The sequence below is a fragment of the Aquiflexum sp. genome (assembly GCF_977115555.1).
Map to the genome: position 1 here is coordinate 1 of NZ_CDSBKL010000068.1, position 14,903 is coordinate 14,903.

Below are 14,903 nucleotides of genomic sequence, written 5' to 3' on the forward strand. Positions count from 1 at the left end.
CGGGAATCAATTCTCCCGAAAGACCGGATGCCGGATAGACAACTCTTATGGGGATAGATTTAAATCCAGACAATTCTTTTAATCTCATTTTGGAGAATTGGGTAATCGTGATGATTTCTCCATTTTTCTGCAAGCCTTTTTCCAAAAAATATAGGTAATATTTCAGCCAAAGTCTTTGATAATGGTCAGGATTGTCCCAAAAGAAAGTGTCATGGAGTACAGAAACTTTTTTACCCCTTGACCAAATTGGACTTAAAATATCCGGACTAAAGACTATGTCAGCTTGGTGGAAATAAGAAAGAAAAGGAAGAACCACCTGCTTTCGAATGAAGTAGAGAATTTGAAAAAGGATGTTTTTCCATTTGGCCGTTTTTCCTCTGAAGAATTGATTTGTTTTCAATTTCTTAAAGTCCGGGCTGATAACATAGTCAAATCCACTATTTGGATTTTTCAAAATCTCCTCGCAAAGTGTCACCATGTAAGTTCTGATCCCTGTCTGCGCTACATACAGGTAATACACATCGATCAAAACCTTGGGTTTAGACATTATTGTTTCGGATTTTGGAGTATTCATTCATAGCATATCCCACCATCCACCATGAAATCCAACTCACATAGGTGTACAGCTCGGCATTGGCAGTGAAAAGTGGCAACAAAAGCCCTGTTTTGACAGCTGCAGCTGTAAATGCAATTCTTGCCGACATGACATTTTCTGTAAGCCTAAACACCCTGATGGATCGGATAATGGAATAACTGAGCAACAGGATATATAAAAACATCCCCAAAAATCCCATCTGAACCCCATAAATCAGGAACTGGTTTTCTCCCCCGATTCTCGCCTCATCGCTGACACTTCCCGAATTGCCACTCATAGCCAAACCCACACCGAATGGATTCTCAATCATTGATTCAAGCGCATTGAGCCATTCCAGCACATGCCCCACACTTGAGGCATTTTGGAATGTAAGGGTGTCGAGAACAAAATAATAAAAATCCTCCGAAGCAAAGAAAATCACAAAAACTATAAAGAAAATGACCAAACTGAATCCAAAAAGGATCAACCGATTGAGCTTAAAAATCACCGCAATAAAGAAGATCATGATAAAGAAAGCTCCAAAAGCTGCTCTTGAACTTGAGAAAAACAAACTTCCCATCGAGCATAGCATGACCAAAATGTAAGGAAAGGAATCTTCCCTTTTGGAAGTCAGAAACCAGATAAGTCCAGCTGCAAAGCCCAACAAAACAGAACTTGCCATTTCCAAGGGATCAGAGAAAAATGATGCGAATCGCTTGGTGATGGCTTGTGTTTCGAATGTCCAGGAAAGGCCGAAATTCCCGGAGGGTTCCATGTTGTTAACCACCTGATTGAAGAGCGCATAGCCGGTATAGTTTTGCAGGTGGGTGTTGATCAAACCTTCCAAGAGATTGACAGCAAATGCAGAAACAGCAATTACAAAAATAACCTGAAAGAGCCTCTTGACTTCCAGTTCATCGAATACGGTATTTCTCCCCACAAAATAGACCAAGGCAGGGATAAGCAAATTTTTGAAATAAAGGGCTTTATTGACAAATCCGGTATCACCCAGAGGTAAAAGAAGAAACAGGAATGCCAATCCAAGGAAAGACAAAATCAGCCAGTCCACCCTATGAAGCCGAAAAGGATAATCAAATATCTTCCTATTGTACAACACAAAAAGAAACACTGAAACGATGACCATCAAGTCTTTCGCCAATTGAAACAAGGTGACCGGAATGGTAGAATTGGTAGCCTGAAATACGATGCTCAGAAAAGTAATGTGAAAAGGAAGGTATGCCGCAAGAAAATACACGACATACTCCCATTTTCCTTTGAAGACCATGGCCTTCAGCGTGTAGTATAGGAGTACAGCATAACCCAAAAGGGCAAAAACAAAGAGTATCTGTGCGATCAATGCAGTTCAGGCTTTTGGCAGATCAAAGTCACGGTAAACCTCACCGGGCATCTTCCTTTGACTTTTATCCCCCTGAATATATTCAATAAAAAATTACTTTGCTCTATGCCGATGATCCAGTCTGTCTTGATTCGGTTGTTTTTAAAAGTACTGTACTTGAATTTGGGGATTGGAAGTACAGTTTCAAAATTTATAAATCCTGTTTTTGACAAGGCACTGACCATTTCATGATAAGTAGACTCGTTGAGATGTCCCCCCTGCGCCTGAATTCTCCCAGAGCTGGAATTATCCAAAATCCGGGTTACATCCATCGGACCAAAAAGCCTGTTTGGCATGACGAGAATAAATTTTCCACCAGGAACCAGACTTTCATAGACTGACCGCAGATGGTCCATCAAATCCAAGGGGGAAAGATGTTCGATCACATTGTCGGAAAAGGCCAATTCAAATTTCTCTTCAGTCTTGAAATTGATGATACCTGAAGCAATGAATTGGATTTGGGGATGGTTTTTGAGCGTATCGGGAATAAAAACATCTACGCCAGTCAGCTTTTTGTATGGAATCTTCTTTTGGATATTCATCAGAAAATACCCCTCTCCACAACCGAAATCAATGATGGATTTTCCTATCAATTCCTTTTCAAAAAGTGTAACCTGTGGGTCTTTGGTCGCGATCCTGTTCTCTAGGGAATCATCTTCTTTTGCTGTTCTGCCATAAAACTGCAACAGGTTGGAATAGAATTCATCATACAAAGCTTCCCTTTTCTTAGAGCTCTGTTCATTGATCAACAATTTGTGGTAATGGTTTTCGAGTTTGAAGGCTTCTGCAAGAACCTCAGGACTCAGCCCGATTTCTTTGGAATAAGCTTCAATGTCGGGGTAAATTTGCTTGTCAGAACTATTCATCAATGGATTTCATTTGGCAAAAAGGCCTTCAAAATGACCTTTTAAAATTGCTTTTACTTTTTGGAACCTACCAATAAAAGCCAGGTAGATAATGAAAGCAGCGTTTTTTGCAGTTTGGTACACCAAACTTAATACAAAGGACAGAGGATTTGCATGTTTTCGGATTAAAAAGAGATGGTTTCTCGTCCGGTAAAAATGAATAATCGGCGGAACAATGCCTTCCTTGGTTTTGATTTTTTTGGAGGAACCCCCTGCTACATGGTAAATCTTTGATTTGGGAAGGTACCGGAGTCTGTATCCTGATTTTTGGATCCGAAGTGACCACTCCACATCTTCGTAATAGGCAAAAAATCTGTTATCCAACATCCCTGCCTCCTTTATCACGTCCGATCTGACCATCATGGCACAACCTGTAATCCATGGAGTATCTTTTTCTTCATCGAACTGTCCATGATCTTCTTTCCCTATCCCTACCGACCAGCTCATTACCAGCCATTTGAAATATCCCCCACCTGCATTCCAGATTTTATTCCGCTCCTTTTCAAACATGATCTTTGGTTGGGCCGCGCCATAGTCATGATTCCGTTCCAAAAAAGAAACCAAAGGCTGAAGAAAATCAGGCTCGACGACTGTGTCATTGTTTAGCAGCAGCACATAATCATGGTAATTTTCTAAGGCCCATTTGATGCCTAAGTTATTGCCTCCGGTAAATCCAAGATTTTCAGAACATGCAATCAATTCAATTTCCGGAAATTCACTTTTAAGTTTATCACCTGATTGGTCCAATGAACCATTATCTATCAAAACAGTCTGGAAATTGGGATAATGGATTTCTCTGAGGGAAACCAAACAGGTTTTAGTCAGGTCATATCCATTCCAGTTGACTATGATGATGGCTACTTTGGCTGGAGAATTAGGGTTCATTCAAAAATTTTAGAAATCCGGTTTTAATTGGGAAACTTTCTTATTCACACAATCGAAAGTGCCAAAATTAAGATTTTCTGTCCGGATTTTAATATTAACCTTTTTAAATACCTAAATCCCACCTTTCCAAAAAGCCCTTATAATATCCCTATTCTTCATGAGATTCAGGACAGTGCAGATCAGCAAAACTACCAACTCCGTGGACAATAAGCCATAACACAAACCTATCCCTCCAAAATAATAAGACAGCAGGAAGCAAACGGGGAGCATAAATAGCAGTAAAATCCAAGAAGAGCGGAACATCAATTCCTTTTGGTCCCTGCCCAAAAATATCACCACGTTGGCAATATTGAGACAGGCAAGAAAGGGGATAAAAGCCAAAATCCTGAGATAAATGACGGATTCTTCAAATCGGGTTTTGGCTAATAACTGTATGATAAAAGGGGCCAAAGCAAAAGTGGTCAGGGAAACAAAAAGAGCTACTATCATCGTACTGAAATAAGCCTTCCTCAAAAAAACAACGAATTGGCCGAGGTCTTCCTTTAAGAGTTTTGTGGCATTGGGATAGATAGAATGGATCACCATCGAAGGAAACATTCTCAGGACCATAGAAATCCGCTCTGCCAAGCTAAACATTCCTAAAATCTCCGCAGTAGCAAAGAAACTAAGCACAATCAGACCCCCATTGACTGATATATGGGTTGCAATATTGGATAAGAAAAAGAGTCCGTTATCTTTTAGAGATGAAAATAGCTGTACAAATTTTGGCTTATAAAACCTGATCTCCAGCATGAAATGGATATAGAGCAACAGCAGGATATTGATCCCCAAACCAGAAGCCCCCATGATGAAATTGACCCATTTTGCAGATTCAGGAGCATGGATAAAAAGTACAATCCCCATCAAATAAAGCAGCTTGCTGAATATATTGGCGATGGAAATTAACTTCATTTTTTCCATCCCCTGAAAAAACCAAAGAGGAAGGGTCGCTTCAGAAAACAGCAGCAAGACCGAAAAGAGTAATATCCACTGATATTCTTTGAACATGTTCAGTCCAAAAATCGACACCACAATCCCTAATGTGGCCAATAATGCCATCAGAACTTTACTAAAAACAATATTGGAAACAATTTGGGAAAGGGTCTCTTTGTCATTTTGATAGATAGCAACTTCCCTTGGACCGCTGAGGTTATAGCCAAATCCAACCAATATATTGGCTAGAATAATCACCGATAGCGAAAGATTGACCAAACCGAACTGATCTACTCCAATACCCTGGATCAGCAGGGGCATTGAAATCAGCGTGATCACAATATTGGAAGCCTGAATCGTAATCAAAAAAATAAAGTTCTGTATCGATTTACTCTTGAACAGGCCGGTAAAAGTATGGGAAGTGATTTTTTCTATCATATCTAGACATGATGAAAATTCAACTCTCTTCGATATGAAGGCGGTATAATTGTCTGAAATATAAGAAAGCCATAGCCAAAAATACCATTATTGCAGCACCAAAGACAGTTCCTTTCAAGAATTTGATCCTAGTACTTTTCAATGGATATCTCGGAGAATCGATGATCTGAATCAAGGGTGAATTGTTGCGGTGATTGACTTTAGCGATTTCAAGATTTTTGGTAATCTCTGCAAATACAGATGACGCCGCCTGAATATCTATTTGTTTTTTCCTGCTCTCCACGGTAGCGCTTTGTACAAGGGCATTTGGAAAAGGAATCCTGTCTGCAATGTTTGCAAATTCCATCAGGTTCTCATCCAATACTGCCCTCACGCTGTCTGCCTGCATCTGAAGAATGGTAAGATTTTCAGCAGTCTTTTTGGTCTTGGTCTCGAGGTAAAAAGTATTGACGTTTTCTACCATGGACTCATTGAAAACCTTTGCAAACTGCTCATCCTTAGCACTCACAGTCACATAGATGATACTCAACTTCCTGTTAGGTTTTTCTACTGACAGATGCTTTTCCCTGATCAATTTTGAAATTTCCTTGACCACTGAATCCTGTGTCACAGAAAAACTCTCCCTTGAAATCGAGAAATCAAGACTCGCCAAATCCACTTTACTTGCCCATTTTTTGTCAAGCTTGTTGGATTCAATAAACCTATCGATGAGAAGTGTATTGTTATCAAATGGGCTCAAAAGTGTTTTGCCCAGCATGTTGTCAGATTTATAGAGCTCCATGATGTTTTCCCCTTGGAAAATCCCGGAAGGACCGCTCATAGAACCCAAATTGATCCCGAGCAAAGAGGCAAGCCCCGAAACCTGTCCCATACCCCCCATATCGGATTCCTCCAATACAAATGTGGTCTCAGCATGATAAACTGGTTTCTTGAAGATAGATACCAAAGCACCTAAAACAATCCCGGCTAACACTGCAAAAAGGAAGAATTTCCAATGACCAATAAAAAAATATACCCAACTTCGGAGGTTGAGGATAACTTCCTTAAAAGTAATTTTATCATCCAAAATATGTTGTTCTCCTTTCATATTGTTATTGAATGATTTGAGTAATTACCAATGCAAGCGTAGCAAGGGCTGTTGCAATTCCTACAATATCTCCTGGCCTTACCGGAATTCTTGGTTCTTTGGATGGCACGATGACTTCTGCGCCGGGAGCTACAGCCGGATATGATCTGAGTCCCAAAAAGCTTTTTGTCCGTGCCACTTCTCCATTGGCATAGACAACATATGTTCTTTTCCTATTGGCTCTGATATCAAAACCCCCCGCCCTGTTAATATAGAATTTCGTTCCTTTTTCCATCTCAAACCGGACTGTTGCCGGGTAAACAACATTTCCCCTCATCCGTACAGTTTGCAATTGACGGGGGATGGAGATTACATCTCCTTCCTCGAGAATGAGGTCTTTGTCGGAACCCGGATTCTTGAGAATTTCCTCCAAATCTATGGCTACTGCCTCAGTCTGCCTTATTCTGATAGGAGCCAAATCTGCTTTGGTTTCGGAAATACCCGTAATAGCCTCTTTTTTGGATTGGGCTGCAATTGCTCCTTCTGAGGTTCCGAGATCGACGTTCCCGATTTCGAGAAACAATCGCTGCAACAGCAATTCCTGTGCTTCGGTGTTGTTTGGATTCTGCTGCATTTTCTGCTGCAAGTCCTGCAGGTTTCTCTGTCTTCTGAGCTGCTCAGATTCTGTATCAAAAAACTCCGTTCTCCGGATCAAGGTAGCCCCTTTGGTATACGCATACGGAGTTAGCCCACCAGCTCTTCTGATCACATCGGAAATTCTCTCTTCTGCTGTTTGAACTGAAAATATCCCTGGCGAATTGACCTGACCTTCTATTTGTACCTGTTTGCTCAATGTAAAATTCGGCTTCCTCCTGACCACTACATTGTCATAAGGCTGAAGGTTGATGGGATTTTCCTGTATATCCAAGCCTATGTTAATTTTGATGGGGATCAATTCTGAAAAAGTCCCTGAATCTGTAGTGCCAGACCTGCGGGCGATTTCGACGTCCTCAATGTTGGCAGATTCTCGCAATCCCCCTGCTAAGATAATGAGGTCTTCAGCGGTCATCTGTTTTGAATAAGGGTAAGTGCCTGGATTTTTGACTTCTCCATTGATCTGTACATAAAACTCCTCCTGAAGGTCATAGATACTCGAAACCCTGACCACATCCTCTCTTTGGAGTGGAATGTCGGGGGCAGTGCCTTCCATGATACCACGCAGATTTACAGAAATCATCTCTGTGGTGAGGTCATCATAAGTCCTCAGGATGCTTGCCCTTTCTAGGTAAGCCTCTCCCCTGATACCGTCTGCATTTTTGATCAGCTGTGAAAGTGTCAACCCTTCCGTAAGCGAGAAATTTCCTTCTCTAAAAACCGCTCCTTTGATTTGTACCCTGTTAGAGAACCTATTCAAAACTTTGGTTACGGTATATTCATCGCCACCCTTGACCGTGAAAATCGAAAATTGTTCATTGAAAATATCTGAAACTGCTTTTTCCTTCCCTGTGATTCTTATGACATTGATGCGGTCTTTGAAAGCCAAATCAGTAAATCCCCCAGCAAATTTCAGAAGATCCGCAAAGGTCTCCCCGTCCTTCACTTCAAAGATTTTGGGCCTTTTTACCTCTCCCAATACACTGACTCTGGACAAAAACGGATCAACCATGACTACATCCTGATCCTTGAGCTGGAAATTCAAATTGGCATTGCCATTGACCAAAAAATCATAAATATCCACCTCAGAGACGATTTTGCCATCCCTTATTATTTTCACTTGGCGCATGGTACCATTGTCATTCGGTCCTCCTGCAGCATAAAGTGCATTGAAAACCGTACTGAAAGCGCTCAGGGTAAATGTTCCCGGTAACCTCAATTCGCCCACCAAGTGTACCTTGATCGTCCTGACATTGCCAAGGGTAACCTGCATAAAGGTATTGGGATTACTTCCTGTCATTCCTGCATAAAAATTGGAAAGTCTGTTTTTGATAATGACGGCAGCATCTTCAATGGTTTTGCCGGAAAGCCCGACAGGACCCACATTGTCAAGGAGTATAAATCCATCCGAACTGACTACAGCTTCATAATATTTTTCCGATTGACCATATACATCTATGTATATCAGGTCTCCCGGACCGAGTATATAATTCTTGGGTGTGGCAATGTTCAGATTAGGCTCGAAACTCAACCTTCTTTTTTTATTATAAAAAATATCCATACCAAAAAAGGGGGATGGCTGATCGGCCAAGCTGATGTTATCCTGTTCCTGGAATAAGCCACTTGTAATTTCATTCAGGTCACCTTGTTTCCTTGGTTCTCTTTTGGAAGAGGTAGCGCCGGGCCTTCCCTCCGAACCTGAGATTTCCATTTTTTCAATCCTTTTTTTCAATTTTTCCAACTCAGCTTCCGAAACCCCCCTAAGTCTTGCCATCTGTATCAATTCCGATTCTGACAATCCTGCTTCACCCGCCCTTCTTATCAATTCCTGGATTTGGGCATCTGACAAGTCGTCCACATTGATGGCACTGAGGTCAGCCATGGATTGGGCTTGGGTGAATTCTATTTGGAAACTAATCAATGAAAACGTAATGAAAAATATCCCTAAAGCTTTTTTTAGAAATAATTTAGGCTGAAAATACATAAGGTATTGGTGTGTCATTTGCTTGGCAACTTGGCTATACTTGATGTCAGGAGGTGTATAAACCTAGGGCGTTTTCTATGTAAAATAGGAGAAAATCTGCGTAAAGATAACTATTCCATGCAGTAAAGAAATATCCCTGCAATTAAATTAGGCCTATCCCAATTACTCTGTACAGTTTTTACAGATATCAATTTGGGCCCTATCCTCCAACAATTGTTTCCTAAAATTGGTATAGGCTTCATTTTTCCAGATTTCCTTGAAGCCGGTGTCTTTGATTTTACCCATTACATGTTGACCGTCCTTGTCAAAACAGCAAGGCAACATCTTTCCATCCCAAGTGAATACTGCTCCCTGCCACATCCGCCAGCATTTGTTTTCGATTTCCTTTTTAAGTTTCCAGGTACCATCTCCTTTTGGTAAATATCGGGAATACCTGTGGTCGGAAGGAATCAAAGGTGACCCGTTTTCAAAATCATAGATTTGGGTAGTCTTCAGTTGCAGTTCGTCTACACCGACTTCTTTTGCCCATGCTTTCAAAGCGGGAATCTGATGTTCATTTTTGCCCGTGACGAGAAACTGAAGGACAATTCTTGGAAAAAGTTGTTTGCTTTCTTTTCTCTTTTTGAGCAGCAATGAAAGTCCCGTTTTTACTTTTTCCAGATTTCCTCCAATCCTGTAATCCTCATAGATTTCTTGCGTGATGCCATCCATGGACACGATCAGTTGCTTGAGTCCAGAGGTCAGGACGGAAGCCACATTCTTTTCATTCAGGTAGTGGGCATTGGTAGAAGTGGAAGTGAAAACCTTATTTTTATCAGCATAGGAAACCATTTCCAAAAATCTTGGATGAAGAAAAGGTTCTCCCTGAAAATAAATATGAAGGTAAGTGAGGTAATCTTTGGATTGGTCTATGATGTTTTGAAACAAACGTTCTTCAATCATACCCGTCGGTCTGGAAAAACTCCTTAATCCACTTGGACATTCCGGACAGCGAAGATTACAGCTTGTAGTCGGTTCTATGGATAAGGTAGTCGGATAGCCCCATATCCTTGCCTTTCCAAGCATTCTGCTGACTTGGAAGGAAGATAAAAGCAAAAAGTAATTGCGGAGTTTTTTCAAACTCACGTATTTTATCAAAGCCTTCCCAAATACAAGTTTGTTTTCCACGGATTGAAATAATCAAAAAATAACGAGTAAAAAAAAGTACCGGGGTTTGCCGGTACTTCTTTATTCATTTTTTTAAATGTCTAAAAGCAAGTAAAGCTTTACCAAATAAATAGTATAAAGCAATTTTTGAAGGGATTCAAGATCTTGGAGATTGATTGATAGGGTTTATACAATTTAAAATCAGATCCCCAAAATACCCACTTCGAACCGTGATCTGCTAACAGTTATTCAGGTAATAATACTTTATTGATCACATGGATCACGCCATTGGTAGCATGAATATTCAATGCCTCAGCAACTAAACCGGAATCATTGATCTGTAGATTGGATAGGTTTACAGTCAGGTTTTGTCCAGTCAACAAAGTAGGCAAAGAAGCTCCTTCTCTCAAATCCTGTGAAAAAGCTCTTGCCGGAACCACATGATATTGCAAAACAGCAGTCAAAGTCTCTAATGGAATCTCATCAACACTTGTCACTCCCAAAGCAGCATAAAGATTTTGAAAAGCCGCGTCTGTTGGAGCGAAAACTGTAAAATCATCGTCAAAACCACCTTGGAAAGCTCCCGCAAGATTTGCTCTCACAAGGGCTGCCACCAATTGGGTAAATTCAGGTTGTGCAGCTGTGGAGGAAGCAATGGCAATTTCAGCAATATTTTGGGTCGGAGGGGTAATGACATAATCTAACACATGAATAATGCCGTTGGAAGCGGCCACATCCGTTGCTGTTATTTTTGCATTCCCATTGATCCATATTTCATTGTTTGGTGCTATGCTCACATAAAAAGGATCTCCCGAAACAGAGGTAACTTTACCTGCCGACACAGCTGAGGAAGGTACAGAAGCTCCGACAACGTGATAAGTCAAAGTTTCACCCAATCCATTAGAAGCCAATAATTGATCTGCGGTGAGTGAATTTGCACTAAGAAATCTGTTGAATGCATCATTGGTAGGTGCAAAAACAGTAAATGGTCCTGTTCCGGAAAGTGTTTCCGCCAAGCCTGCAGTCTGAACAGCAGCGACAAGCGTTGAAAAATTGGTATTCGCTGAAGCTACCTGGACAATATTTGGATCCGGCATAGGGGTCTCTTCCTCATTGCAGGAAGAGAAAAAAACAAGAGTCAATGACAGCATAAATACTGTCAGCAATGACAATTTTGATTTGATAGTTTTCATAAATTTTGTTGGTTAAGTGTTTATTTGAGTACCCTGTAAACCTACCTAGTCAACATATGTTAGATAAATTGGTATCAACACCTGTAATTTGTAAACAAGCGTAAAAATATTGTAACTAAAATCAGCTTTCTGAAATTCTCCAAATGTGGACTTTGCCAAAAAATCAACCAATAATTTTAAGATTCCTTGTAGATTTGGCCAAATTCCATTTCAGCAAGGCATTCTTATGAAAAACCAAATCCTTTTACCTGCTATTTTGATCCTAGTCACTCTTTTTTCATCCTGCAAACAAGAACCTGAAGAATGCCGATTGGACGAAGATATTCTAAAAACAGAAGTCGATTTGGAGATAGTCAGGTTGGAAAAAGAATTTTTTGATGCCAAATCGGCGGAAGACTTTAGCTACCTATTTGAGCAGCATCCCTACTTTGCTGAAAAGTACCTGCTGACATCGACTTACCCGACTAAAGAGGAATTGGCCTCCGAACTTCTAGTCGCCCATCAGGATACACTGATGCGAGAACTCTATGATGAGGTGATGATCCATTACCCTGATATCGAAGATCTGGAAAAAGACTTGGGGAATGCCTTCAAGTACATCAAGCATTATTTTCCTGAATTTAAAATTCCTAAAGTCTACACCTTTGTCAGCGGTTTTAGCTCTGATCTGTATGTGGATTCCGAAATGATTGTCATCGGCTTGGATTACTTCCTGCCTGCCGATCACAGGTTTCAGGCACCTGACTTACCGGAATATATCGCAAAAAGATATGAAGCAAAGTACATTGTCCCGATGATTGTCACCGCAATTTCTTCTGCATACAATAAGACCGACCTTAAGCAAAACTCTCTAGTTGCCGAAATGATCTACTATGGTAAAGCTTATCATTTTACCAAGGCCATCCTGCCATGCACGCCGGATGAATTCATCATTGGATATTCGGGTGAAGAAGTTGCTGCCTGCTTCGACAATGAAGAAATGATATGGTCCTATTTTGTGGAAAATGACCTTTTGTTTGAAACAAATCCTTTTGAGATCAGAAAATATACCGGTGAAGCGCCGTCCACTGTTGAAATCAGCCCTGATGCGCCGGGAAGGGTTGGAAGATGGCTCGGATGGAATATTGTGGATGACTACCAATTCAACAATGAGGTACCACTTTGGGAATTGATGGCAGAATCCGATACTGAAAAAATCTTTAAGCTGTCAGGATATAAACCTCGTCCCTGAATTCCTTCCCGAATTTATCAGGGTCGATCACTGCCAAAAGCCTTTGTACAGCTATCTCTTTGGAAAAATATTTCTCTGCCAATTCCCGGGAATTATGTTGTGTTTCTTTGAGCAATCTGGGACTAGAGGCAATTTTTTCAATTTTATCAAAAGCCTCTTCGGGTCCCTCAGGATTGAAATAAACCCCAAGACGGTATTCTTTTACCAATTGGTATACCCATCCTTTGTGGTTGACGATGATTCCCTTTCCGGCTGCCAAAGCATCGAAAAACTTGTTGGGACTGTTGGTTTTCAACACAGGCAGATGGGCAAAAGTAACCATGGCCATGTCCGAAACCCCCAAGAGCTGCCGCACTTCTTCTTTGCTCCCAAAAGGGAAATAGAAGAAATTTTTAAGTCCCAAATCCTTTGCCTTTTGTAGGAGTGGGTTGAGCATGGATCCTTTTCCCATGACAACAAACTGATAATCCTTCCCTTTATCCTGTGCCATTTTAGCCAAAATCAACATTTCATGGATAGCGTTCACCTGACCGATAGCACCTGCATAGGCGATCGTAAACTTAGGCTCAAGTCCAAATTTTTGAAGTATTTGTCCATTTTTCTCCACAGGATGGAAAAAAGCAGTATCTGAAAAGTTGGGAATTAAATGGATTTTGCAGGAATCACACTTTTCGCGGATAGAGTTGGCAATCCCGGGAGAAAGGGCCACAATCTTGAAAGCATGACGGTAAATCCTGGATTCAAGGCTGTATAACATTTTCTTCAAAATGGGATTTTGGATCGCCCCTACCTGTATCGGTGCATCCGGCCACAGGTCCCGGACTTCAAAAATGAAAGGAATCGCCAGCTTTTTCTTTGCCCACAATCCAATCCATCCTGTCGTCAATGGCGTCGAGGTAATGTATAGAAAATCAGGCCTTGGCAATTTGCGTAAAAACTTCTTCGCCTGATTCACAAATGTCGAAAATGCCCATATCCGTCTGAAAAACCCATATTCCTGTCGGTATGGAACAGGCAGGTAATGTACTTTGATCCCATCGATGAGCTTGAAATCATAGTAGTTTTCAGAATGGGAAGTGATCATTTCTACCTCAATTCCCGCCTCCACCATGCCCTTAGCCAAGTGGTAAGAGCGGGTTCCTCCTCCTTCAGAAGGGGTGACAAAATACTGGTGGATATAAACGATTTTCATTTTGAAAACTTTGTCAGCCAAGAGGCTAGGATAAACATGTTCCAAACCAGAAGGAAATGTCGCTTATCTGCTTTTTCAGGCTGGGCTACAAATTTATACATTTCAGGTGGAAAACTTTCCCCCCATTCTTTTGATAGCTGTCGGATGGGCCCAAAAACCCATTCTCTGAAGTCGCTCTGCCCCATCCATTCCTGCAAGGGCAAGCCAAATCCCAATTTCTTTCGGTCAGCAATCTGCGCCAAACCACGCTTTCTGAGCGCCTCTTTGATCAAAACTTTTCCCTTGGTCTTCAACAATTCCTGCTCTGTCTGCCCAAGAGCAAATTCCAAAAGCCCGGAATATAGGTAAGGTGCCCGTCCTTCAATCCCATGTGCCATGCAGGCGTTATCATGGATCTTGAGTATGTCATTCACCAGGTAAAATGTTCGGTCCCAATCCAAGGCATTCTTGAAATCAAACTCGCTTTTGGGATACCAAGGTCTGAACAAAGGGAGGTAATTTTCAGGAATTTGATCAACCGCCGCCATTTGTATAAAAGTGTCTTCAGGACTCTTGGAAATGCTTTGAAGGAGTTTTTTCAAATACCCCGGCAAAGGAAAATCTGAAATTGTGGCAATCTGCTTCAAAACTTTGGAATGGTTCAGATAATGCCTGAAAGCCCGGTGCCTGTTGTACCCTGCAAAAAGCTCATCCGCCCCTGCCCCAGACACCAAGACTTTGACATCTTCTTTGGCCTCCTTGGCTACCAACCAGGTCAAAAACCCTGCGCTGTCTCCGATAGGTTGGTCCATGGATTGGATGTAGTCATCCCAATTTTCTATGACCGTTGCTTTATTCACCCGGATTTCTCTGTTTTCGGAAGGATAATGTCGGTTAAAAATCCTTACAAAATGGGGGTCACTGTATTTGCCTTGTAGTCTACTTTCCAAAGCGACAGTGTAGGTTGGTATTTTTTGACCGGTAAGTTCATACCAAACGGCATACAATAAACTACTGTCTGCGCCTCCGCTGAGTACCATTCCGACGGGTTTTTCAGCAGCAAAACCTCTAGAGACTGCTTCTTTTAGCTTTTCTTCAAATATAATTTGGCTAGTTTCATGTTTTTGGATTGGTTCCAAAACCATTTTCTCCCTGTGGATTTCATTGCCTTTGAAATCCAACCTGATGATTTCTCCTGGCAATACTTGCTTCACCTCTTCAAAAAACGACTTATCGGGCAGACTATGCCTATAATAGAAATAAGGCAAGAATTGGCTTTTGTCGATTT

The 14,903-nt window shown here is 41.2% G+C and carries 12 protein-coding genes; 1 reads left to right on the forward strand and 11 read right to left on the reverse strand.

Annotated elements, in window-relative coordinates:
• From ACZFYI_RS06385 to ACZFYI_RS06425, 9 genes are all read right to left on the reverse strand, one after another.
• A partial coding sequence (locus ACZFYI_RS06385; protein WP_462523290.1) for a glycosyltransferase family protein occupies positions 1 to 547 on the reverse strand: 547 nt, incomplete at its 3' end.
• Positions 540 to 1,931 (reverse strand): O-antigen ligase family protein, encoded by a 1,392-nt coding sequence (locus ACZFYI_RS06390; RefSeq protein ID WP_462523291.1) that lies wholly within the window; start codon positions 1,929 to 1,931, stop codon positions 540 to 542. The genes ACZFYI_RS06390 and ACZFYI_RS06385, both read right to left, overlap by 8 nt.
• Positions 1,928 to 2,836 (reverse strand): class I SAM-dependent methyltransferase, encoded by a 909-nt coding sequence (locus ACZFYI_RS06395; RefSeq protein WP_462523292.1) that lies wholly within the window; start codon positions 2,834 to 2,836, stop codon positions 1,928 to 1,930. Before ACZFYI_RS06395 ends, ACZFYI_RS06390 begins: the two co-directional genes overlap by 4 nt.
• 9 nt (positions 2,837 to 2,845) lie before the next feature.
• Positions 2,846 to 3,760, reverse strand: a complete 915-nt coding sequence (locus tag ACZFYI_RS06400) for a glycosyltransferase family 2 protein (RefSeq protein ID WP_462523293.1) — start codon at positions 3,758 to 3,760, stop codon at positions 2,846 to 2,848.
• Between the two features lie 111 nt (positions 3,761 to 3,871).
• Complete coding sequence (locus tag ACZFYI_RS06405; RefSeq protein WP_462523294.1) at positions 3,872 to 5,170, reverse strand: oligosaccharide flippase family protein; 1,299 nt, start codon at positions 5,168 to 5,170, stop codon at positions 3,872 to 3,874.
• Between the two features lie 19 nt (positions 5,171 to 5,189).
• A complete protein-coding gene (locus ACZFYI_RS06410) occupies positions 5,190 to 6,257 on the reverse strand; it encodes a GumC domain-containing protein (RefSeq protein WP_462523295.1) in 1,068 nt (355 codons plus the stop codon).
• Between the two features lie 4 nt (positions 6,258 to 6,261).
• Entirely contained in the window at positions 6,262 to 8,772 is a 2,511-nt protein-coding gene (locus tag ACZFYI_RS06415) for an SLBB domain-containing protein (protein ID WP_462523296.1), read from the reverse strand.
• 264 nt (positions 8,773 to 9,036) lie between these two features.
• Positions 9,037 to 10,041, reverse strand: coding sequence for a radical SAM/SPASM domain-containing protein (locus ACZFYI_RS06420; protein ID WP_462523297.1), 1,005 nt, complete (start codon positions 10,039 to 10,041; stop codon positions 9,037 to 9,039).
• A gap of 224 nt (positions 10,042 to 10,265) precedes the next feature.
• On the reverse strand, positions 10,266 to 11,213 hold the full coding sequence (locus ACZFYI_RS06425) for a fasciclin domain-containing protein (protein WP_462523298.1): 948 nt from the start codon (positions 11,211 to 11,213) through the stop codon (positions 10,266 to 10,268).
• A 226-nt stretch (positions 11,214 to 11,439) separates the two neighbouring features.
• On the opposite strand from ACZFYI_RS06425, the gene gldB reads away from it, so the two are divergent.
• Complete coding sequence (gene gldB, locus ACZFYI_RS06430; RefSeq protein ID WP_462523299.1) at positions 11,440 to 12,444, forward strand: gliding motility lipoprotein GldB; 1,005 nt, start codon at positions 11,440 to 11,442, stop codon at positions 12,442 to 12,444.
• On the opposite strand, the gene ACZFYI_RS06435 is transcribed toward gldB, so the two are convergent.
• Both ACZFYI_RS06435 and ACZFYI_RS06440 read right to left on the reverse strand, forming a co-directional pair.
• Positions 12,413 to 13,636, reverse strand: a complete 1,224-nt coding sequence (locus ACZFYI_RS06435) for a glycosyltransferase family 4 protein (RefSeq protein ID WP_462523300.1) — start codon at positions 13,634 to 13,636, stop codon at positions 12,413 to 12,415. The two genes, gldB and ACZFYI_RS06435, sit on opposite strands and share 32 nt — an antisense overlap.
• A partial coding sequence (locus tag ACZFYI_RS06440) for an asparagine synthetase B family protein (protein WP_462523301.1) occupies positions 13,633 to 14,903 on the reverse strand: 1,271 nt, incomplete at its 5' end. The genes ACZFYI_RS06440 and ACZFYI_RS06435, both read right to left, overlap by 4 nt.